The organism is Leuconostoc sp. JNUCC 76, from assembly GCF_053667755.1.
This window is the reverse complement of sequence record NZ_CM132206.1, coordinates 1506787-1527265: the sequence shown is the minus strand read 5'-3', so window position 1 is coordinate 1527265 and position 20479 is coordinate 1506787. Positions and strand designations below refer to the sequence as shown.

Genomic DNA, 20479 nt, shown 5'->3' with positions numbered 1-20479 from the left:
ATAAATGATTAAAGGAATTGAAAGAATTATTACTAAGTTAAAGGGAACACCATATGTTATTGATAATAATTTGACATTGTTTGCTTTTTTGGGTATCTTGTCGAAACGTACGAGCATGTTGTTGAGGGGAATTTTAACTCAGCCCTTTTTGCTAGAGTCGGGGCATCTATTTTTTAGAGGTAGAAAAGTTTCTTTGACTGGCAAGAGAAAAATTAAGATTGGGAAAGGTGTTACACTATCAGATTATAGTGGTATTAACGCTAATGTAAAAAAAATTGTAAGTATTGGGGATAATTTTTCTTTAGGCGAGCGATCGTTTATTGAAGGGTTTGGCGTTATGACTGACTTGGGTAATGAGATAACAATAGGAAATAATGTAGGCATTGCGGCAAATAGCCTGATTAGTGTTAGAGGAAACATTATTATTGGTGACGATGTCATTATAGGACCATATTTCTCGTTACATTCTGAAAATCATAATGTTAGTGATAGAGTGAATCCAATTAGAATGCAAGGCGTAACGAGGAAAAATGTGATTATCGAAGATGATGTTTGGATTGGAGCCAAGGTAACGGTGTTGGCTGGTGTTACTATTAAAAGAGGTTCAGTTATAGCTGCTGGTTCAGTTGTAACAAAAGATACCACTGAATTTGGGATTTATGGTGGTGTTCCCGCAAAATTTATTAAGGAAAGAAAGTAGATGAACAATAACTTATCGAAAATACAGCGACTTGAACTTGACGCCTTAAAAGAAATTAAAGCCATTGCAGAAAAAAATGATATTAAATTTTTCTTGCGTGGTGGCTCTGTAATGGGGGCAGTTAAATACAAGGGTTTTATTCCTTGGGATGATGATATGGACATTGCTGTTCCCAGAGGACAATTTGAAAAATTAATGGAAGCGCTAAAGGATGATTGGTCAGAACGGTTTTGGTTAGCAAATTATCGTAAAGGTGACGAGATACATGCATACTTTCCAAGAATTTTGGTAAAAGAGAATTATCGTAAGCAAGAGGCACTGCCTACAAATAATCACTTAGGTTTCTCTATTATTGATATATTACCTTTAGATGGCGTGCCGAATACCACTATAGGACGTAAGTGGTATAAATACCATGTCATGTTTTTGAGAGGCATGGGTGCGGTGTTCACAAGAGATGTAAAAGATACTATTGTGATACATTCTAAAAAAAAGCAATTCGCTATTGATTTACTAGGTAAATTAGGTGTTAAACATTTTTATACACAAAATAAGATATATGACAAACTAGACACTGTTTACAGAAAAAATAAATTAGACGGGGCAAAATGGGTAGGGACAATTACTGGATCGCTTTTTGATAAAGAGATGTTTCCAGAAAATTATTTTGGAAATGGTGTTTCTATCCCGTTTGAAGATACAGAATTTTTGGTACCAAATAGATATGACGAGTATTTAAAGCAATTATATGGAAAAAACTACGCTACTGAAGAGCCAAATCATAAGAAATCACATATAGAGGTGAAATAATATGTTTGTTTTTGTTATTTTACATTATCAATCTTTCGATGAAACTGCTGCAGAAACAATGCATATTATAAATGATCTTAGTGGGAAAAACAGGGTGGTCATTGTTGACAATGCTTCTCCAAATGGATCTGGAAAAAAGTTAGAAGAATTGTTCTTAAACAACAAAAATGTTGATGTGATATTAAGTAACAATAATACTGGTTATGCTAAAGGAAATAATTTAGGCATTAGATACGCGTTAGAAAAATATTCACCTGATTTTATTATTCTTGCTAACAATGATATTGAATTTAAACAAAATAATTTTTCAGAATTATTGCAAGAATCATTTCAAAAAAAGAATTTTGATATACTGGGTCCGGATATATTTGTTCCTGAAACTGGAATACACCAAAATCCTAAACAAAGCAATTCTTATACAATAGAACAAGTACAGAAAATTAATAACAACTCAAGAAGGTTATTAAACCAGAATAATTTGTTATTTAGTTTTCGAGCAAATTTAAAAAGAGTTAGTAGGCTACGAAAATTTGTTATACAAAAAAGGAAAGCAACTAGTATAAAAACAGATACTATTCAGCTGAATGTTGTTTTACATGGTTCATTGTTAGTTTTTTCTAAACAATTTTTTGGTAAAATGATGACTCCTTTTGATGAAAAAACTTTCTTTTATTTTGAAACGGAAATCCTTGATAGGAAAATGAAAGAGCTCAATATGATTGCTAAATATGACCCAAGTATGTTGGTTTATCATCATCAAAATACATCGACTAGACAGTCGTTTAAAAATGCTAAAGCACAACAAGAGTTTCAGTTAATAAATATGATTAAGTCAACACAGCGATTTATAGATTTGTTTAAATAATATAAAGGATAATAAAATGAATATTTCTATTATTATGCGTTTTCATGATGACACACCATCGGGAGGACGTAAAATTATATATGATTATGCAAACTATTTGATTTCAAAAGGCCATAATGTTGAAATTGTTTTTCTTGCTGATGTTCCATATAAGTTACGTAAACACAATGTAATAAAGAAGTTAGTACATTATATTGACTTCTTCAGAAAGTCTAAAAATCAACAGCGAGTTAGTTGGTTTGGCTTACATAGAAATATTGCGCTGAAGGCAAAATATAATTTTAATAAAAGTAGGTATCAAAATAGTGATGTTGTAATTGCTTTTGATTATGGGATTGCTTTACATATAGCGGAATCGAATTATAACTTAAATAAAGTTGTTTATATGATACAGCATGATGAAAAAGTATATAATGTTGAAAAAATTATTCGAGAAGCATGGTCTCTCCCAGTTCAAAAAATTGTTGTTGCTTCTTGGTTGTATGATTTGGTTACCGAATATGATAATAATGTTATTCTTGTGAAGAACTATGTGCGCACTGAAGATTTCTATGTTAGTAATCCAATCAGTAATAGAAAGCATGTAGTGAGTTTAATTAACCATCCCAATAAATATAAGGATACAAAAACGGGTTTAAAGGCACTAGAGTTAGTTCATAATGCTTTCCCAGATTTGCAAGTTCTAATGTTTGGAAATTTCCAAGAACCAAGTAATTTACCAAGCTATGTAAAGTATATCTTACGAGCTAATCAAGATACACTTAGAGAAAAAGTTTATAACCAATCATCCGTTTTTTTATTTACTAGTATATTAGAAGGATGGGGACTTGTTGCCACAGAAGCAATGGCTTGTGGAGCAGCGTTAGTTTCAACTAAAAATGGTGGAGTAAATGATTTTGGTATTGAAAATGAAACCGCACTTTTAAATAACGTTGGGGATTATAAAGAGCTAGCTAACAGTATTATTTATATGTTTCAAAATAATAAGGAAAGAATTATGCTTGCTGAGAACGGCAAAAATTTGGTTGAAAAATTAACATTTGATTCTAGTGCGTCTACTTTTGAGAGTGTATTACAAAAAGTAGCAAAGAAAGAGAGGTAAGATGGCTAAAACGTTTGCTCTCATAGTTACATATGGGGATCATAAAGTGCAATTAACTGAAGTTTTAAACAAAACTTTGAATAACAGTAAAATTGATTATGTGTTCATCGTTGATAATGGTAGTACATATGACCTAGGAAGAGAAATACCAGAGATATTCTCTACTAAAGTTTTCTTAATCACATTGAAAGAAAATACAGGTTCTGCTGGTGGATTTGGTAGAGGAATTAGGGAAGTTGTTAAATATTCAAAAAATGACGAAGATCGCTTACTCATTCTGGACGATGATAGCTATGCAGAGCTTGATGCCCTAGATAAAATAGATTATCTTGAAAACACATTTAATCACCAGCATGAACACATTTGGAGTCTGAATAGATTGCAAATTGATGAATTACCCGAGCCAGACAATAAATCTTTTGATTATTCAGTGAAGTATTATTATAATTCATTTTATAGGTTTTCTATAACCAATATTTTTGAGAAAAATCGATATCAAATTAAAAGAAATTATAAATGTATAAAAAATATGCCATTTGCTCCTTACTCGGGACTTTTAATCGGTTTATCTGTTATCAATACAGTGGGATTTCCAAATGAAGAGATGTATTTATATTCTGATGACATTGAGTATACATTTAGAATTGCAGAATCTGGAATTCACATATTACAAACTTTTGATGCTAATATAAGAGATATTGCTGGATCTTGGTATAATTCCAAAAAGAGTAACGTTCATGATGCTTTTTTTGAAGGCATGGAAGAAAATTATCGGGCTCTATACGCATACAGAAATGAAGCATATTTGGCAAAATATATTATGCAAAAAAATCGTTTCTTGAGTAACTTAAATTATTATGCATGGATTATTAATATACTAAGACGTATGCCCAAGAATAAAAAAGGAATTAAACAATTTAGTAAAATTATTAAAGTAGTCCACATGGGAAGAAAAAAACACTTGGGTCAATTTGAAATTGGTCGTTAACCAGTGGAATCTAAACAGAGGAATAAATAAGTTCATGAATTTAAAATCCGTAGGTTCATTCGTGTATAGCAGCTTAATAATGCTTTTTTTGGTTCCAGGAACCTTAGGGAGAATACTAAGTTCTTTACACATACCTGCATCATCCATGATTTCAAATATGTTAATGTTTACAATTGTTTTTATGACATTATTTTTGATAGTAGTTAATGTTGAAAAAACAGTTAATATTTTTTATTTGTTTATTGGTATATTGATATTGACTAGTTTTTATAAAATTTCCGTTATTTCTGGGCAACCTCTCATGTGGAGAATATCAGGATATATATTGCTTATTATTTTAATTCTATTATTGATTTTTAATAAAAGTAATTCTATGGTTTCTGATCAAGGAATATTCTGGGGAATAATTTGTTTTGCAACAATTAATGCTTTTGTTGGAATATTTCAGTATTTCTCACAAAATGTTCTTCTATCCAGTGCATCATCTTTATATGAATCAACCATCAGACTGAATTCGAACATGTGGATTTTTGGTTCAAGTGGCACTTTGCGAGGGTTTGGGTTCTTTAGTAGCGGAATGACGTTTGGAACAATAATGGTGTTGGGTTTTTCCGTTCTTTGGTATGAAAATTTAAAAATTAATAAATTATCAAGAGCATTGTTGTTATTATTGTTTACGCTTGCAACAGTAACAAGTTTAACGAAAAATGTATACATTCTTTATTTACTAGTTATTGCTTTGAAATACATTCCACAAGTAATAAAATTTTATATTTTTTTTGGTGGTATTTTTGCTCAATTCTTAAGCGGACTATTTGCTGTGTTGTTACAGAACAGCTCATATTTTCAATCGGATTTTTTTGCAACATTTAGAATTAGATACACCGGTTTAATCTATTTCCAAAATTATTATGTTAATGATTGGCAAGGAATTATTTTTGGACATGGTTTCCAATATGATTCTTCGTATAAAAACTTTACGGCTTTAGCTTTGGATAATCAGTTATGGGCATTGTTTTTTGAAGGTGGTATTTTGTTTATTTTTGTAGTTTACTTGCTTATATATAAATCTGCCTTTAACAAAAACACCGTTCACTCATCGCTTACCAATATACTAGTTTTATTTGGAATATTTGGAATTTCAAACAACTACATCACATTCTTTTTGGGCGTTGCAGTATTATCGAACCTATTATGTAACTCAAATAGAGGGTTTGGTTTATTGGAGGATATGAAAATTGTCAGTTGAAAATTCTAAAGTAAGTTTTATTGTGCCTATATTTAATGTTGATCCGTATTTGAAAGCATCCTTAGATTCAATAGCACATCAAACGTATCAAAATTTTGAAGTAATAATGATTGATGATGGATCAACTGATCGTTCTGAATTGATAGCAGAGTCCTATGCTAGAAAGGATTCTCGTTTTGAATACATTAAGACTAAAAATAATGGTCAATCACACGCTAGAAACATAGGCCTAAGTAAGGTGAAAGGTGAATTTATTTCGTTTGTTGATCCTGATGATAGTTTAGAGAAAAACTTTTTAAAAAATTTAATCAATGCTTTTGATGAGGATACTCTAATAGCTTCGTACTTATTTCCATCTACTAAATATAAAAAGCGTTCGATTTCCAAGAAAATTACTGTGGATGATTTTTTCTCTATGATGTTCTCTGGAATTATTGGAACTGTAGTATGGAATAAACTTTTTAGGGCAAATACATTAGAAAAAGTACGATTTCCTGAGGGACAAGTTCATGAAGAAATTGAATTTTTCAGACAAATACTACACGTTATAAATGATTATGAAGTAGTTGTTGTCAATGAAAAGCATCAATACAATTATCGTGAAATTCGGAAAGGAAATACTAAATCCACTTTTGATCCCAAACGAATAGTTGGAGCTAAGGATGAAATTAATTTGATAGTGGATTTAAAAACAATGCAGAAAAGTAAGTCTGTAGAGATAGTTAGTTTAGATACACTAGTTTTTTTAAAAAATTTTATTCAAAAGGTTGATGATATTGATTTTAAAAAAGAGGCAGCTACTATCTTTGATGAACTATATGCACACGTTAATAAGATCAAATTGCTTTTTATTAACCCAATTTGGCTGCTTAGTATAGTTAAATTTAAGTTGAGGCAGAAAAATGAATAATATGACAAGAACAAGAGCTGCCATCATGAATTCAAGTGTAGCCACAATAGCACAAGTAGTAAGTTTGATCTTAAATTTTGTATCTCGTACTTTCTTTATAAGAATACTAGGTGAACAATTTTTAGGCTTAAATGGTCTTTTTGTCAATTTATTAAATATTTTAGCTTTTTCAGAACTTGGAATAGGATCAGCAATAACTTTTGCATTGTATCGCCCTCTGGCTAGCCAGAATATATCCCAAATAAAAGCGTTGATGGGATTGTACAGAAAAGCATTTCACATTATAGCCATTATTATTGTAGTTGGTGGCCTGATAATAATGCCTTTTCTACTCAACATGATAGCGGGAAATTCGAATGTAGGCAATGTGTTTATTGCTTTTGCTTTGTATCTTTGTAATTCAGCATTGTCTTATTTATGGAGTTACAAGCGCTCTATTTTCATTGCTAGTCAGCTTGGCTATATTAACACATTGAATCAAATGGTGTTTAATGTATTAATGCAAGTATTACAAATTTTATTTTTGTTTTTAACACCATCGTATTATATTTATTTATGTGTTCAAATAGTGTTCACATTTTTAAGTAACTTTCAAATATCAAGGCTTGCTAATAAAAAATTTCCATACTTAATGGACAAAAATATAGATAAAGTCGATTCAAAAGTGCTTTCTTATTTAAAAAAGAATATTATCGGAATGATTTCTTCTAAAATTGGGGGCGTAGTGGTTTTTGGTACAGACAATGTTATCATTTCAGCTTTCATTGGTCTTGCAGCTGTTGGAAAATATTCTAATTATACTTTGGTACTGAATGGAGTTAACGCTGTTATTGGACAGCTTGTTAATGCGATTACGCCCTCAATAGGGAATTTTAAAATTGAAAAGAGTAAAAGAGAGCAATTGGAGCTTTTTTATAAATATACTCAAGTAAATGCATATATAGTATTTAGCATTTCGTTAATGTTAGCTATGTTATTTCCCAGCTTTATTCAATTATGGATTGGGGCTAAATATGAGCTCGGTTATTTTCTGACAATGTTAATTGTCTTAGGATTTTTTATAAGCGGTTTAAGAAATAGCAATTTAAACTTCATGAATGCATATGGTACTTTTTGGGAAATGAGATACAAGTCTTTGTGGGAAGCAGGAACCAACTTGATATTGTCATTGCTTTTGATAAAGTTTACAAGTTTAGGGATTGGTTCGGTGGTGTTAGGTACCATTGGTGCAAATTTACTGGTTAATGCGTGGTGGGAACCGTTTATTGTTTTGAAAAATGGCATCGGTGCATCAGAAAAAAAATATGTTGGTCTTTATATTAATATTTTGATTACAGGAAGCGTACTAATTGTTTTATCCCAAAAAATTGGGGATTATCTAGCAGAGTTGAATTTTTTCCTTTCAGTAATTGTGGCAGCAATCATAGCCATATTTGTTATGCTATTTTATCATTGTGTTCTGACCTTTTTTTATCCTAAAGATTACGAGCCTCTAAAGATTAAAAAAGTATTTAGTATGCTGAATACTTTTTTCTCTAAAATTTAAAAACTTATCAGTGATGTAGTAGGATGGCAAATAAATTATTGACAGTGCAATGTTATCGCGAATTTACGTGCACGTTGTATTAATATTATGTATGCAGTTAAGAATTTTAAATATGATCAATCTTACGAAATGAATAAGTAAAAATATTGATGGATTAATTTTTTTGACATTTTCTAAATCTTTTTAATAAAAGTAACTTGTAATCATTGTGTAACAGTTATATTAGTATACTTGTAATAATTAGACTAGTTTGAAAAAATCATTTTTTAATGTGTCTTCAGATGAAAGCAAGTGTGGATGCTATTGAGTGTAATAGTTTTTATTTTAGGCACAGCTTTATACAAGTAGGTTACCGATATGCATTAATAAAAAGTTCAAAAGTTTGGGAGAGACTGAGAATGAATCAAGATGAATTTAAAGTATCAGTTGTTATAGCACACTACAATGCTGGAAATTACATCAGAAAAGCACTCGATTCTCTGGTCAGACAGACAATGAACCAAGATGATTTTGAGGTAATTATTGTTGACGATAAGAGTACCAAGCCATTAGATGTTATTCAGGAGTATGAGTCTAAAATTAAGCATTTGCGAATAGTTGTCGAAGAGCAGAATCATGGTTATCCAAGTATCCCAAGAAATCATGGGATAGCAAAGGCTTGTGGGACATTCATCATGCTTATGGATCAAGATGATAATTTAGCAGACGATACATTGTTGACATTTTATAATTTTGCTGGTGATGATTCTGATGTAATTATTGGCAAATACGCTGAAGGCAAAATGTACAACGGCACACAGGTTCCCTTTAAGAATGGTGAGAACATTAAAGACGCAAGCATCATAACGGACCATGTTCTCAGTACATTGGCACCCCATAAGATGTATCGACGGGCAATGTTAAATCAATATGATGTTAGATTCCCTGACAGTAGTTACATTCCAGTCGAAGAGGATCAGGTTTTCAATATGAAAGCCTACTCTGTTTCGAGAAAGATTTCTATCTTAGCAAATAAAGATTACTATTATTGGAACCAACGAGAAGACTTTGGTAATTTGGGTAAGAGCTCAAGTTATACCTACAATGAACCTTGGAAATATCTCAACATCTTATCAGAAGTATTCAATATTATCGAGGCATCTCCTAAATGGTCTTTAGCACAGCAATCCAAGCTCAAGGCAATGTATATAGGTCGACTATTTAATAGCTCATATACAACTGTGATAGAAATTATTAAGCTTCAAAAAAATGAACAAGAGAAAGAGACGCTAATTGCTGGTTTGAGAAAAATTATCAATGAGCGTATGGATTCACAAAGTATTAGCGAAGTTCGCCAAGCATCGCGATGGATGGTTCTGGGAATTAAGTATGGTATGAACGATGAGGAATTATTGAGCTTAGAGACAGAATTGTTTTCAGGTGAGAAATCATTGGCGCAGGACACACAATGCATTAATGGTGAGACAGTGAAAAACTTGTCAATTCACGGACGAACATGCGCAATCCCAGTTGACTTTCTGAAGAAAGAAAAGACGCTTGGTTCGAACTAAGTTAATGGACACCATTTTTTGATGTAAAATGCGTTAGCATATATAAGGAGAGAAAAATGAAAGGCATTATCCTAGCCGGAGGTTCCGGCACGAGACTTTATCCAATCACCAAGGCAACAAGTAAGCAGTTGGTGCCAATTTATGACAAGCCAATGATTTATTATCCATTGTCTGTTTTGATGTTGGCTGGTATTAAGGATATTTTGCTAATTTCAACACCCGAATACGTTGGGCGCTTTGAAGAACTATTTGGTAATGGTCATGAAATTGGTTTAAATATCGAATATACGATTCAAGAAGAGCCTCGCGGTTTGGCCGATGCGTTCATTGTTGGTGCTGACTTTATCGGTGATGACGCTGTGGCTCTTGTGCTAGGTGACAATATTTTCTATGGCGCAGGGCTATCAGAGAAGTTACAACAAGCCGCTCTGAAAACATCTGGTGCCACAGTGTTTGGTTATCAAGTTAAGGATCCGGAACGTTTTGGTGTGGTTGAATTTGATAAGAAAGGCAAGGCTTTGTCCATTGTTGAGAAACCAGAACAGCCAAAATCCAATTACGCCGTAACTGGTCTTTATTTCTATGACAACGATGTCGTTGAAATCGCTGCCAATGTTAAACCATCAGAGCGTGGTGAAATTGAAATTTCTGATATTAACCAAGCTTACTTAGACCGTGGTGATTTGGATGTTCAAGTCATGGGACGTGGCTATGCTTGGCTTGACACTGGAACACACGATTCACTCCTCGAAGCTTCTTCCTTCATTGCAACGATTCAAAAACAACAGAACTTAAAAGTTGCTTCATTAGAAGAAATTGCTTACCGCATGGGGTATATCGACATTGCACAATTAGAAAAGTTGGCACAACCATTGAAAAAGAATGATTACGGTCAATACTTGCTCAGAATTGTTGATGAAGAAGGGGAATAAGGCGTTTACATGACTGAAGAATTTTTTGAAAAAAAATTGGCAGCACAACCAATTGCAGCTATTCCGGGGATGATTGCTTTCGATATTCCTGTTCACGGTGATAATCGTGGTTGGTTTAAGGAAAACTTCCAAAAAGAAAAGATGATACCGCTTGGTTTTCCAGAGTCTTTCTTTAAAGAGGACAAGTTGCAAAATAACGTGTCCTTATCACGAAAGGGTGTGCTACGTGGCCTGCATGCTGAACCATGGGATAAGTACATTTCTGTGGCTGATAATGGTCGTGTGTTAGGGTCTTGGGTTGACCTACGCGAAGGTGATTCGTTTGGACATGTTTACCAAACGGTTATTGATGCTAGTAAGGGCATTTATGTACCACGTGGTGTGGCTAATGGATTCCAAGTATTGAGTGAAACGGTATCATACTCATACTTAGTCAATGACTACTGGGCACTAGATTTGAAGCCAAAGTACGCCTTTGTGAATTACGCAGATCCTGCTTTGGGCATTGAATGGCATGATGTCGAAAATGCTGAAGTAAGTGAAGCAGACAAAAATCATCCTTTGCTAAAAGATGTTGTACCACTAACAAAAGAGCAATTGTAATAGGAGAACATTCATGACTGAATATAAGAATATTTTAGTAACGGGTGGTGCCGGCTTCATCGGGGCGAACTTTGTCCGTTACATTGTCGAAGAACATCCTGATGTTTTTGTGACAGTTTTAGATAAATTAACTTATGCTGGTAACAAGGAAAACTTAGCAGGTTTGCCAGAAGACCGTGTGAAATTAGTGGTTGGCGACATTGCTGATGCGCCATTGGTTGATCAATTGGTATCTGAAACCGATGCCGTGATCCACTATGCCGCTGAGAGTCATAACGATAATTCATTAAAAGACCCATCCCCATTTGTGCAGACAAACATTATTGGTACATATACTTTAATTGAAGCAGCACGCAAGTATAACAAGCGTTTCCACCATGTATCAACTGACGAAGTGTATGGCGACTTGCCATTGCGTGAAGATTTACCAGGACATGGTGAAGGTGCCGGTGAAAAGTTCACACCAGAATCACAATACCGTCCTTCAAGCCCTTATTCATCAACAAAGGCAAGTTCTGATTTGTTAGTTCGTGCTTGGGTACGTTCGTTTGGCTTGCAAGCTACTATCTCAAACACATCAAACAACTATGGTCCATACCAACACATTGAAAAGTTCATCCCTCGTCAGGTGACGAATATTATCAGCGGAATTAAGCCAAAGTTGTATGGAAACGGTAAAAACGTCCGTGACTGGATTCATACGTACGACCATGCGACTGCAGTTTGGGCAATTTTGACTAAGGGAAAAATTGGCGAAACATACTTGGTTGGTGCTGATGGTGAAAAAGATAACATCACAGTATTGCGCGCTATTTTGAAAGATATGGGTAAAGCTGAAGATGACTTCGACTTTGTCCAAGATCGTTCAGGACACGATTTGCGTTATGCAATTGATGCCACAAAAATTCGTGAAGAGTTGGGTTGGACACCAAAGTACACTGATTTTGAAACTGGCTTAGCCGACACTATCCAGTGGTACAAAGACAACCAATCTTGGTGGCAAGCTGAAAAAGATGAAGTTGAAGCCAAGTACGCACAGAATAATCAATAAAGTTAAAACTCACGCCATGTGAGTTTTTTGTCTATGAGGGAGAATTGGAATGAAATTTTTAATTACAGGCGCTAATGGTCAACTAGGGCAAGAATTACAAAAGTTATTGCGCGAGCGTGGACTAGATTTTGTCGCTTTTAATTCAAAACAGCTCGATATTACAAACAGCGTGGCTGTGTTATCGGCGTTTGAACAAGAGCAACCGGATGTTGTTCTGCATGCGGCGGCTTATACAAAAGTTGATTTAGCTGAAGATGACGGGCGCGAGTTAAACTGGCAGGTTAACGTTGATGGAACTAAAAATGTTGCTGATGCTGCTAAGTTATACGGGGCGAAGTTGGTTGCCGTTTCAACAGATTATGTTTTTGATGGCACAAACGAGGGTGAATACCTCGAGTCAGATGCGGTTAACCCTCAAAACGCCTACGGACGAGCTAAACTAGCCGGTGAATTAGCTGTTACTGAAAGTGGTGCAGATGCCTATATTGTTCGCACAAGTTGGGTGTTTGGCGAGTTTGGTAATAACTTCGTATACACCATGCAACGCTTGGCAGCCACGCACCCCAAGTTGACGGTTGTGGACGATCAACTGGGACGGCCAACTTGGACACGTACTTTGGCTGAGTTTATGCTTCATTTGGTAGATGCTAAGGCCGCCTATGGTATCTACCATTTGTCTAACGACGGCATTGCCACGTGGTTTGACTTTGCTCGGGAAATTTTGAAAGATACAGACGTTGAAGTTGCCCCAGTAACTAGCGCAGAATTTCCACAAAAAGCATACCGACCAAAGCATTCAGTGATGAGTTTGGAGAAGGCTAAGGCGACAGGATTTGAGGTTTTGAGTTGGCGCGAGGCGTTGCAATCATTTTTGAATAGTATAGTGTCTTAATGAAGCAAAAGATGTTTAGAAAAACCTTTTCTGATGTGAGGATTAGGTTTTTTTTATTTAAATTATGCGTTAATCTATTTGTGAAATAAATATTTAATAACATCTATTTTCTAATAAGTCAAGTGAAACGACTTGGATATCATTACATTAGAATAATTGTATGTTCTAATTTGATTATTAGATATTCTGTACAACCTGTGCAATTAATAGTAAATATACTAATTTAAATGATGTTGAGGTGGGAAAGTGGTTGTGTACACTTTCATCCCCTTAATTGTGAAATTTGGTACATGTAAAAAAAAAACATTTTTGTTATATTCATTTTAAATTGTAACTGATATAATGATAATCGTTTGCATTTGTCAGAAAGGAGGAAAATATGTTAAAAAAAAGACTGCTACTTATAGCTGGAATATTAATTTTGGCCGCCATTAGTTTATGCAACAATAATTATCCATCCCGGCAAATATCGTTATCAACTACATATCAACTCAAAAACACTTCAAATACATATCAATTACAAAAACTAGCTGATGAAACAAGCAATACAATTTTACCAGCAGCAGGTAGCTGGAAAAGTGATTTTTCAAGCGTTAATGATAGCAACGTTTTGGGGATTGCTGGACGGTTTAATTATTTTGCGAAAAATATTGACTCAATTTCTAATAACCTTAATGGTAATGTTGCAACACAAAATTTAAAAACAAGTGGGGGCAGTCAAACGGGCAATAGTGGCATATCTTATCTTCAGAAAAACATTGAATCAAGTGATAATGCTGCAGCTTTTAAGAGCGACACATTAATTCTTGGTTCATCTCTTGTTTATAAAGATAAGATAATTAATGACAGTAGGCCGAGTTTAAATGGTTATAAGTTAAACCAAAAACCTAACAACTTGAGACAAGATACCCAAGGTAGTGAGTATTTAAATTTTGATTCTGAATTTGCACGTTTAGAAAATAATTCCAAGGCAATTGCTAATAACTCGACAACAGTTTCCACGGGTGGAAATAACAATCTTAAAATTGATGCAAGTAATGTTAAAGTACAACAAGGCGTCAAGTATGTGACTATTAAGGCAACTGATTTTGGTAGTTGGGGCAGTTTAACTATCGGTGGTGTTGCAAATAATGAAAAGATAGTTATTACCATTGATACGAGTGGCGTAACTAACTTTTCTACTGGTTGGCTTAACTTAAATAATGGTGAAAATAAAAATATATTATTTAATTTTTATGATGTTGCACAGAACTCAAATTACACGGGGAACATAGAGTGGAAACCTTCGTCTAGTAATGCGATTAATGCAATCTTAGCACCAAAAGCTACGTTTACTTTAGTTTCTTCCAATTTTCAAGGTAATATTGTAGCTAGCAAAATAATTAATCGAACAAATACAAACACAGTGGCTTCTTATGGCGATGTGCCAGTACCATCCGAAACATCAATTACTCCGACGTCAAAAATAATATCTGTTCCAGATGTTGACTTTGGTTCTCACAAGTTAGGCAGTGAAACCAGTTTAGTGGGTGACTGGACAGGAAACTTTCAAGTGAGTGGTAAAAAGAACACACAAATAAAGATTAATGTCGCTTTGACTCAACAACTCACGTCTCAAAATGGTTCAGTTGCCAATGGAATCCATTGGCAATTAGTCAAAAATGACTACAGTTCAGGTAGTTTGATAACGACTTCACAGGATTTTACAAATATATCAGCAAGGATTAACTACTGGATATGGAAAGATGATGGTACTGGCAATTTATTATCTGACTGGAAATATAACAATGAAAAAAAGCAATATGGCTCTTACAATATGCAAATTTCTAATTTAGATACAGTGACAGAGGCTGGCGATTATACTGCAACACTGAACTGGACTTTGGTTGATGGTCCATGATATGGGAGGTATATATGAAACCAAAAAAGTTTTTACAGTGTGTCTTATCTGGCTTCGCAATTGCTGGTTCAATGACCATTTGCTCATTGAACGTATTGGGATCTGAAATTGAATCAAACGCGCAAGTAAGTTTTCAAATGCCAGATTATATACCTGTTAAGCAACAACCAACAGATCAAATAGACTTAAGTCAGGCTACCTTGGTAAATGCACCAATGTCTAATGGTGAATATGATCGTCAGTTTGGTTATGTTTCCACTCGAAAGGAGGTGATACCGGTCATTACACGACTACCAAGTGTAGGTGTAACACATATACAATCGTTGTCATACATATTATGCAGTGCTCTCATCATTATAATGATGACTATTTCAGAGAAAATGAGAAAAGAAAAAAGGGAAGAATTATGATTAACAAGAAAATTTTAGGTTTAGCAGGATTGGCAAGTTTTGGATTAGCAACAGCGCCACTTGCTGTAGTATATGCGGATGATTCATCAGCTGCTACACTTAACTCAAATGCACAAGTATCTTTTATAAAAGATGAAACTACAAAGTCAGTACTGAATCCTTCAAATCCAGTAAGTACAGATGGTAGCCAAAATTCTATTACACCAATCGACAATGTGACCAAGAAGGAACCAAACTCAGGCACATCAGGATTATTAACAATTGATTTTGCTTCATCATTTGACTTTGGTACGAATATTATTTCGTCAGCTAAGCAAACATATTACGCAAGTGCCCAATCATATTCTAATAAGGGAACAATGACGACCGGCCCAAATTTTGCGCAAGTTACTGATAATCGTGCGGGGAATGAACATACAGGCTGGAAGCTACAAGTAAAGCAAGATGACGATTTTACAGCCGTTAATGATGCAAACTCGAAGTTAACGGGTGCCACTATCAGTATCAGTAATGGGAAAGTAGTTAATTGTAATGGTTCAGACAGAGCTATTAATCCAGTAGATGCTAATAGCGTTGCAATAGGTAAAGAAAACACCACAGTCATGAGTGCTAATTCTGGAGAAGGAATTGGTACTTGGATCTATTCTATGGGAAGCCAAGACAATGCTGATAAAAGTGTCTCATTGACAGTTCCGGCATCTTCAAAAATCAATCAAGACACTTATAAAACAACTCTTACATGGACATTATCTGATACACCTTCATGATGTAATAGGAAGAATAATTCAAGAGGACATTAATATGATAGTTAAAAAAATTTACGGATTTTCATTGGCAGTATTCATAACAATGTTTTCTTTTTTTGTATTTAATAACACAGCAATTGCTGCGGAAATGAATTTTTCGGTAAACACCGTGATTCCTGATAATCAGATTGATAAGTCAAAGACATATTTCAATCTGAAAATGAATTCAGATCAACAGCAAGGCATTTCTGTTACGTTGAGAAATGATACAAAAAAGGATATTACTGTTGAAGTTGGTGTTAATACTGCTAAAACAAATTCCAATGGAGTTGTCGAATATGGTAAATCCAGTATAAAAAATGACAGCTCTTTGAAATATAATATTTCAGATATTGTTAAGGGACCGTCGAGTATTGTAATACCTGCCAGTTCGTCTAAAAATGTTGTTTTCCACGTTACTATGCCTAAAGAATCATTTGATGGTATATTACTCGGTGGTTTGACCTTTCAGCAAAAGTCAAGTGAAGTAAATCAAGACACTGCGAAAAAGGGCACAACAGTCCAAAATGAATATTCATATGCGGTGGCTGTTTTGTTAAAAGAAACGGAAAAAAATGTTAATCCCAATCTTAATTTGCTACAAGTCAAACCTGGACAAATTAACTATCGCAACGTTATTAATGCTGAACTTCAAAATGACCAATCAGTTTTGATGTCTAAAGTATCAGTTGATGCCAAAATTTATTCTAAAAATGGTAAAAAGCCAGTATACACATCGATTAAAAGTGATATGCAAATTGCGCCAAATAGTCATTTGACGTATCCTGTTTCATTAAATGGTACGTCAATGAAGGCTGGCGATTATACGCTGAAAATGAAAGTTACAGCTACAGCCAATAAACAAGTCAAAAAGTGGACATTCACAAAAGATTTCACCATTAAATCAAAACAAGCACGAGATTTAAACAAATCAGATGTTGATGTAAAAGCAAATACTAATAATAGTAATTGGTTGTACATTTTGATAGGTGCTATTTTACTAATCGTAATCATTATTTTGGTTGCTGTGATTATTTTACAACGTAAGAAAAATTCTAATCAGTAACACATCAAGCAGAAACGTCATTCGTTTCTGTTTTTTTTACACTTTTAATTAGAATATTTTATTGGTACTATATAAAAAAGAACACGATACAATTCGGCGACATTTAAAGAAATAGTGAGCGCAATGTTGAAACCAGCTAATTTAAGAAAAATTGCTTCAAATATAGAATCTGAAAGCATCAAACACTATCTAAAAGATTTAGGTGTGTTATCAATTCGTGAAAGAGAACTGCAAGGAATTGAGCGATTAATGCGCCATTTTATTGATGAAGAGGTATCCTTAAAGCTTTTTTATATTGGTTACAGTATGCCCAAAGTCAGTAAAGAATTCGATTTATTAGCCTTTGATCAAATGCACCGTGTAGTTAACATTGAGCTCAAGAGTCAAGCTGATTATGATGAAGAAAAAGTCAGAAAACAGTTAATCAACAATAAATACTACTTGTCACAAGTTGCTAAAGAAATTAAATTATTTACGTATAACTCAGATTCAGACATTATCTATACATTAACTGAACAAGATGAACTGGAAACGACAGATATCTCATCAACGCATTTATTTTTGGCATCAGAATTTCATCGGTTCTTGTCAACCTTTGATAGCATAGATGTGGGAAATTTAGATAGCTTATTTAAGGTCAATTTATATTTAGTTTCGCCGTTCCGAGAAATACAAGCCTTTTTAGAGGGGGACTATCTTCTGACTCAACAGCAACAAGTACTTCAAAATAATATTTTAACAATGAATGAGTCAGGCTTCTATGCTGTTAACGTACCATCTGGGAATGGAAGAGTACTAATGCTGTACGATACTGTTAAAAAACTAAGCAAGAATAATACTGTCTTAATTGTGCATGTTGGTAAATTAAATGCTGCTCAATCTAGCCTGAGACGAAATTATGACTGGAAAATCATCCCAATTCGGCAGTTTATGAAAAAAATAAAATCAAAGAAGTTACGAAATTTTGATTACATTTTTATTGATGAAGTGCAAAATTTATCTATTAAAAATATTAATACCTTGATTAATTATTTTGAAATGCGACCCACCATGTTATTTTTAATTGGTGTTACAAATTCAAAGACCAAAAAGTTTATTGATGATGGCTACAGTTTTTTGACAATTGGGTAACAGCTGCCGTCAATCTATTGTAAATTAACAGGTATTATGTCAAAATGAATACTTAAGGTTAGAACATTGCTAATTGTGTTTTACTTATGGGAGAGAAGTACTAATGAAAAAAATATTTGGTATCATTGTTGCCGTCATTGTTGTTATTGTGGGGATAATAGCCTTAGGACATCAAAATAATGATTCTTCGAAAACATCAAAATCGTCAACGACAGTTAAAGTATCGAAAAGTTCATCGAAGATTTCAAAAAGTAGTTCGGTTGAAAAATCATCTTCATCAGGTTCTTCATCTGTCAGTTCTGCCTCTGAACAAACGATATCATCTAGTCCATCAGAAAACTCGTCATCTTCAGATAGTTCATCATCTTCTAGTTCCGTAAGTTCTAATACAACGGATAGCCCAACCTATGATCCAAACAAAACCGTTCAAGGTGTTGAAGTCACATCAGAAATGATTGCTGAAACACGTAAAAAACTTATTGCGGCGGGATTACCAGCGGATCAGTGGGCACCAAGCGATATCAAAAAAATTATCACTGAAGCTTCTCAACAAAACATGTCAGTTGTTGATTACGCAAAGGCTAATTTTCATAATTAAAATAATTACTGACGTCGGTCAGTGTACATATGTGGGAGTGTGTAAATGAATAAAATAACTTTTTGGTCGAGCATTGTAGTGGCTGGTATTGCTGCTTCATTAATTGCTGTTAATCAGGTTCATGCTGATGATGGCGTTCCTGCCATCACAGCGGGAACTTCTGGTCTACCTAGAATGGACGTGGTGGATGTATCATCTAACAATGGTACTATCTCAGTTGCTGATTATAAGACGATGCAAAGCTATGGCGTTAAAGCTGTAATTGTTAAACTTTCAGAAGCTGATTCATACAAGAATCCATATGCTAAATCGCAGATTACTAATGCTAAAGAGGCTGGCCTACAAGTTGGTGCATATCATTATTCATGGTATGCATCGAAAGCGGATGCACAAGCTGAAGCAAAGTATTTCACTAATTACGCAGCCTCACTAGAACTACCAAAAGATACGTTGATGGTCGATGATTTGGAAGAATCATACACAAAAAACAGCAGTGTGACAGCAAATGCAACAGCCTTTAACGCACAAGTTAAAGCTGCTGGGTATTCAAATACTTCTACCTATACATACGTTTCTTATGTTAATGAAACGAACTTAAATTTTTCATATATCGGCAATAGTCGTGTCTGGATGGCACAATATCCATACCAGCCAAGCGCCAGTTCTTTATGGAATCAATCCTACGGCATGTGGCAATGGAATAGTAATACTAGTTTTCCTGGTATAAAGGGAACGTTTGATGTTTCGATTGATTATCAAAATTTAATTTCAATTAACGCCAATGGTTACAATAATGGCATTTTCTATCAAAATGGGAAGCCAGCTAGCGGATATATTTATTCGCCATCACAATCAACGGCCAATGGTGGTTATAACTGGTTTGAAAATGGCGAACCATACACCGGATTCCGATATTACATGGGCACTTATTACTGGTTTGTCAATGGGGTTCGTCAGAATGCTGGTTGGCGCGAAGCTTGGGGTATGAAATATTACACTGATGATAATGGTCGCGCCTTACAGGGTATTCAAATTATTGATGGGCAAGCCTATGACTTTGGTACAAATGGCACCTATAATTTGAAGGGGATGGCTAGTGGCTACTTGTACTCACCATCTTATTCAACAGCCAATGGTGGCTATAACTGGTTTGAAAATGGGAAACCATACACTGGATTCCGCTATTATATGGGTACTTACTATTGGTTTGTGAACGGCGTTCGTCAAAATGAGGGTTGGCGATATGCATGGGGTTACACATACTGGACAGATAGCACGGGTCGTGCTGTTCAGGGACATCAAAAAATTGATGGTAAAGACTATTACTTTGGTGATAATGGCACATACTACATGCGCTAATTCATGAGGGCGAAAGCCTTTTTTATTGCAAA

The 20479-nt window shown here is 34.4% G+C and carries 20 protein-coding genes; all 20 read left to right on the top strand.

What is annotated here, in order from left to right:
• The first annotated feature begins 4 nt into the window (after positions 1–4).
• The 20 genes from JNUCC76_RS07675 (at position 5) to JNUCC76_RS07580 (ending at position 20447) form a co-directional block, all read left to right on the top strand.
• Positions 5–700, top strand: coding sequence for an acyltransferase (locus tag JNUCC76_RS07675; protein ID WP_454153853.1), 696 nt, complete (start codon positions 5–7; stop codon positions 698–700).
• Positions 701–1510, top strand: a complete 810-nt coding sequence (locus JNUCC76_RS07670) for a LicD family protein (RefSeq protein WP_394456045.1) — start codon at positions 701–703, stop codon at positions 1508–1510.
• 1 nt (position 1511) lies between these two features.
• On the top strand, positions 1512–2375 hold the full coding sequence (locus tag JNUCC76_RS07665) for a glycosyltransferase (RefSeq protein WP_454153852.1): 864 nt from the start codon (positions 1512–1514) through the stop codon (positions 2373–2375).
• Positions 2376–2391: 16 nt separating this feature from the next.
• Entirely contained in the window at positions 2392–3477 is a 1086-nt protein-coding gene (locus JNUCC76_RS07660; RefSeq protein ID WP_394456049.1) for a glycosyltransferase family 4 protein, read from the top strand.
• A 1-nt stretch (position 3478) separates the two neighbouring features.
• Positions 3479–4465 (top strand): glycosyltransferase, encoded by a 987-nt coding sequence (locus JNUCC76_RS07655; RefSeq protein WP_454153851.1) that lies wholly within the window; start codon positions 3479–3481, stop codon positions 4463–4465.
• Between the two features lie 163 nt (positions 4466–4628).
• On the top strand, positions 4629–5714 hold the full coding sequence (locus JNUCC76_RS07650; RefSeq protein ID WP_454153850.1) for a hypothetical protein: 1086 nt from the start codon (positions 4629–4631) through the stop codon (positions 5712–5714).
• The gene (locus tag JNUCC76_RS07645; RefSeq protein ID WP_454153849.1) at positions 5704–6624 is read left to right on the top strand and encodes a glycosyltransferase family 2 protein; all 921 of its coding nucleotides are present in this window, start codon (positions 5704–5706) and stop codon (positions 6622–6624) included. Before JNUCC76_RS07650 ends, JNUCC76_RS07645 begins: the two co-directional genes overlap by 11 nt.
• Before the next feature lies 1 nt (position 6625).
• A complete protein-coding gene (locus JNUCC76_RS07640; protein ID WP_454153848.1) occupies positions 6626–8170 on the top strand; it encodes a lipopolysaccharide biosynthesis protein in 1545 nt (514 codons plus the stop codon).
• A gap of 398 nt (positions 8171–8568) precedes the next feature.
• Complete coding sequence (locus JNUCC76_RS07635) at positions 8569–9720, top strand: glycosyltransferase family 2 protein (RefSeq protein WP_454153847.1); 1152 nt, start codon at positions 8569–8571, stop codon at positions 9718–9720.
• 56 nt (positions 9721–9776) lie between these two features.
• Positions 9777–10652 (top strand): glucose-1-phosphate thymidylyltransferase RfbA, encoded by an 876-nt coding sequence (gene rfbA, locus JNUCC76_RS07630; protein ID WP_454153846.1) that lies wholly within the window; start codon positions 9777–9779, stop codon positions 10650–10652.
• 9 nt (positions 10653–10661) lie between these two features.
• A complete protein-coding gene (locus JNUCC76_RS07625) occupies positions 10662–11255 on the top strand; it encodes a dTDP-4-dehydrorhamnose 3,5-epimerase family protein (RefSeq protein WP_454153845.1) in 594 nt (197 codons plus the stop codon).
• 13 nt (positions 11256–11268) lie between these two features.
• Positions 11269–12306: a dTDP-glucose 4,6-dehydratase gene (gene rfbB, locus JNUCC76_RS07620; RefSeq protein ID WP_071952243.1), complete on the top strand. Its 1038-nt coding sequence runs from the start codon at positions 11269–11271 to the stop codon at positions 12304–12306.
• Between the two features lie 49 nt (positions 12307–12355).
• Entirely contained in the window at positions 12356–13198 is an 843-nt protein-coding gene (gene rfbD, locus JNUCC76_RS07615; protein WP_454153844.1) for a dTDP-4-dehydrorhamnose reductase, read from the top strand.
• A 379-nt stretch (positions 13199–13577) separates the two neighbouring features.
• Entirely contained in the window at positions 13578–15098 is a 1521-nt protein-coding gene (locus JNUCC76_RS07610) for a collagen-binding domain-containing protein (RefSeq protein WP_454153843.1), read from the top strand.
• 14 nt (positions 15099–15112) lie between these two features.
• Positions 15113–15508: a hypothetical protein gene (locus JNUCC76_RS07605; RefSeq protein WP_454153842.1), complete on the top strand. Its 396-nt coding sequence runs from the start codon at positions 15113–15115 to the stop codon at positions 15506–15508.
• Positions 15505–16275: a WxL domain-containing protein gene (locus JNUCC76_RS07600; RefSeq protein ID WP_454153841.1), complete on the top strand. Its 771-nt coding sequence runs from the start codon at positions 15505–15507 to the stop codon at positions 16273–16275. The genes JNUCC76_RS07605 and JNUCC76_RS07600 overlap by 4 nt, the downstream gene beginning before the upstream one ends.
• Before the next feature lie 34 nt (positions 16276–16309).
• Positions 16310–17359, top strand: coding sequence for a WxLIP family cell surface protein (locus JNUCC76_RS07595; protein WP_454153840.1), 1050 nt, complete (start codon positions 16310–16312; stop codon positions 17357–17359).
• Between the two features lie 123 nt (positions 17360–17482).
• Positions 17483–18490, top strand: a complete 1008-nt coding sequence (locus JNUCC76_RS07590) for a hypothetical protein (RefSeq protein ID WP_454153839.1) — start codon at positions 17483–17485, stop codon at positions 18488–18490.
• Positions 18491–18593: 103 nt separating this feature from the next.
• A complete protein-coding gene (locus JNUCC76_RS07585; RefSeq protein ID WP_454153838.1) occupies positions 18594–19088 on the top strand; it encodes a hypothetical protein in 495 nt (164 codons plus the stop codon).
• A 45-nt stretch (positions 19089–19133) separates the two neighbouring features.
• On the top strand, positions 19134–20447 hold the full coding sequence (locus JNUCC76_RS07580) for a GH25 family lysozyme (RefSeq protein ID WP_454153837.1): 1314 nt from the start codon (positions 19134–19136) through the stop codon (positions 20445–20447).
• Positions 20448–20479: the final 32 nt, after the last annotated feature.

Excerpts from the sequence above, each read along its gene's own strand:
- JNUCC76_RS07610 (WP_454153843.1), top strand. The coding sequence starts at position 13,578 with ATGTTAAAAAAAAGACTGCTACTTATAGCTGGAATATTAATTTTGGCC.
- rfbA (WP_454153846.1), top strand. The coding sequence starts at position 9,777 with ATGAAAGGCATTATCCTAGCCGGAGGTTCCGGCACGAGACTTTATCCA.
- JNUCC76_RS07635 (WP_454153847.1), top strand. The coding sequence starts at position 8,569 with ATGAATCAAGATGAATTTAAAGTATCAGTTGTTATAGCACACTACAAT.
- rfbD (WP_454153844.1), top strand. The coding sequence starts at position 12,356 with ATGAAATTTTTAATTACAGGCGCTAATGGTCAACTAGGGCAAGAATTA.
- JNUCC76_RS07595 (WP_454153840.1), top strand. The coding sequence starts at position 16,310 with ATGATAGTTAAAAAAATTTACGGATTTTCATTGGCAGTATTCATAACA.
- JNUCC76_RS07660 (WP_394456049.1), top strand. The coding sequence starts at position 2,392 with ATGAATATTTCTATTATTATGCGTTTTCATGATGACACACCATCGGGA.
- JNUCC76_RS07670 (WP_394456045.1), top strand. The coding sequence starts at position 701 with ATGAACAATAACTTATCGAAAATACAGCGACTTGAACTTGACGCCTTA.
- JNUCC76_RS07650 (WP_454153850.1), top strand. The coding sequence starts at position 4,629 with ATGTTTACAATTGTTTTTATGACATTATTTTTGATAGTAGTTAATGTT.
- JNUCC76_RS07585 (WP_454153838.1), top strand. The coding sequence starts at position 18,594 with ATGAAAAAAATATTTGGTATCATTGTTGCCGTCATTGTTGTTATTGTG.
- JNUCC76_RS07655 (WP_454153851.1), top strand. The coding sequence starts at position 3,479 with ATGGCTAAAACGTTTGCTCTCATAGTTACATATGGGGATCATAAAGTG.
- rfbB (WP_071952243.1), top strand. The coding sequence starts at position 11,269 with ATGACTGAATATAAGAATATTTTAGTAACGGGTGGTGCCGGCTTCATC.
- JNUCC76_RS07590 (WP_454153839.1), top strand. The coding sequence starts at position 17,483 with ATGTTGAAACCAGCTAATTTAAGAAAAATTGCTTCAAATATAGAATCT.
- JNUCC76_RS07640 (WP_454153848.1), top strand. The coding sequence starts at position 6,626 with ATGACAAGAACAAGAGCTGCCATCATGAATTCAAGTGTAGCCACAATA.
- JNUCC76_RS07600 (WP_454153841.1), top strand. The coding sequence starts at position 15,505 with ATGATTAACAAGAAAATTTTAGGTTTAGCAGGATTGGCAAGTTTTGGA.
- JNUCC76_RS07665 (WP_454153852.1), top strand. The coding sequence starts at position 1,512 with ATGTTTGTTTTTGTTATTTTACATTATCAATCTTTCGATGAAACTGCT.
- JNUCC76_RS07580 (WP_454153837.1), top strand. The coding sequence starts at position 19,134 with ATGAATAAAATAACTTTTTGGTCGAGCATTGTAGTGGCTGGTATTGCT.
- JNUCC76_RS07605 (WP_454153842.1), top strand. The coding sequence starts at position 15,113 with ATGAAACCAAAAAAGTTTTTACAGTGTGTCTTATCTGGCTTCGCAATT.
- JNUCC76_RS07675 (WP_454153853.1), top strand. The coding sequence starts at position 5 with ATGATTAAAGGAATTGAAAGAATTATTACTAAGTTAAAGGGAACACCA.
- JNUCC76_RS07625 (WP_454153845.1), top strand. The coding sequence starts at position 10,662 with ATGACTGAAGAATTTTTTGAAAAAAAATTGGCAGCACAACCAATTGCA.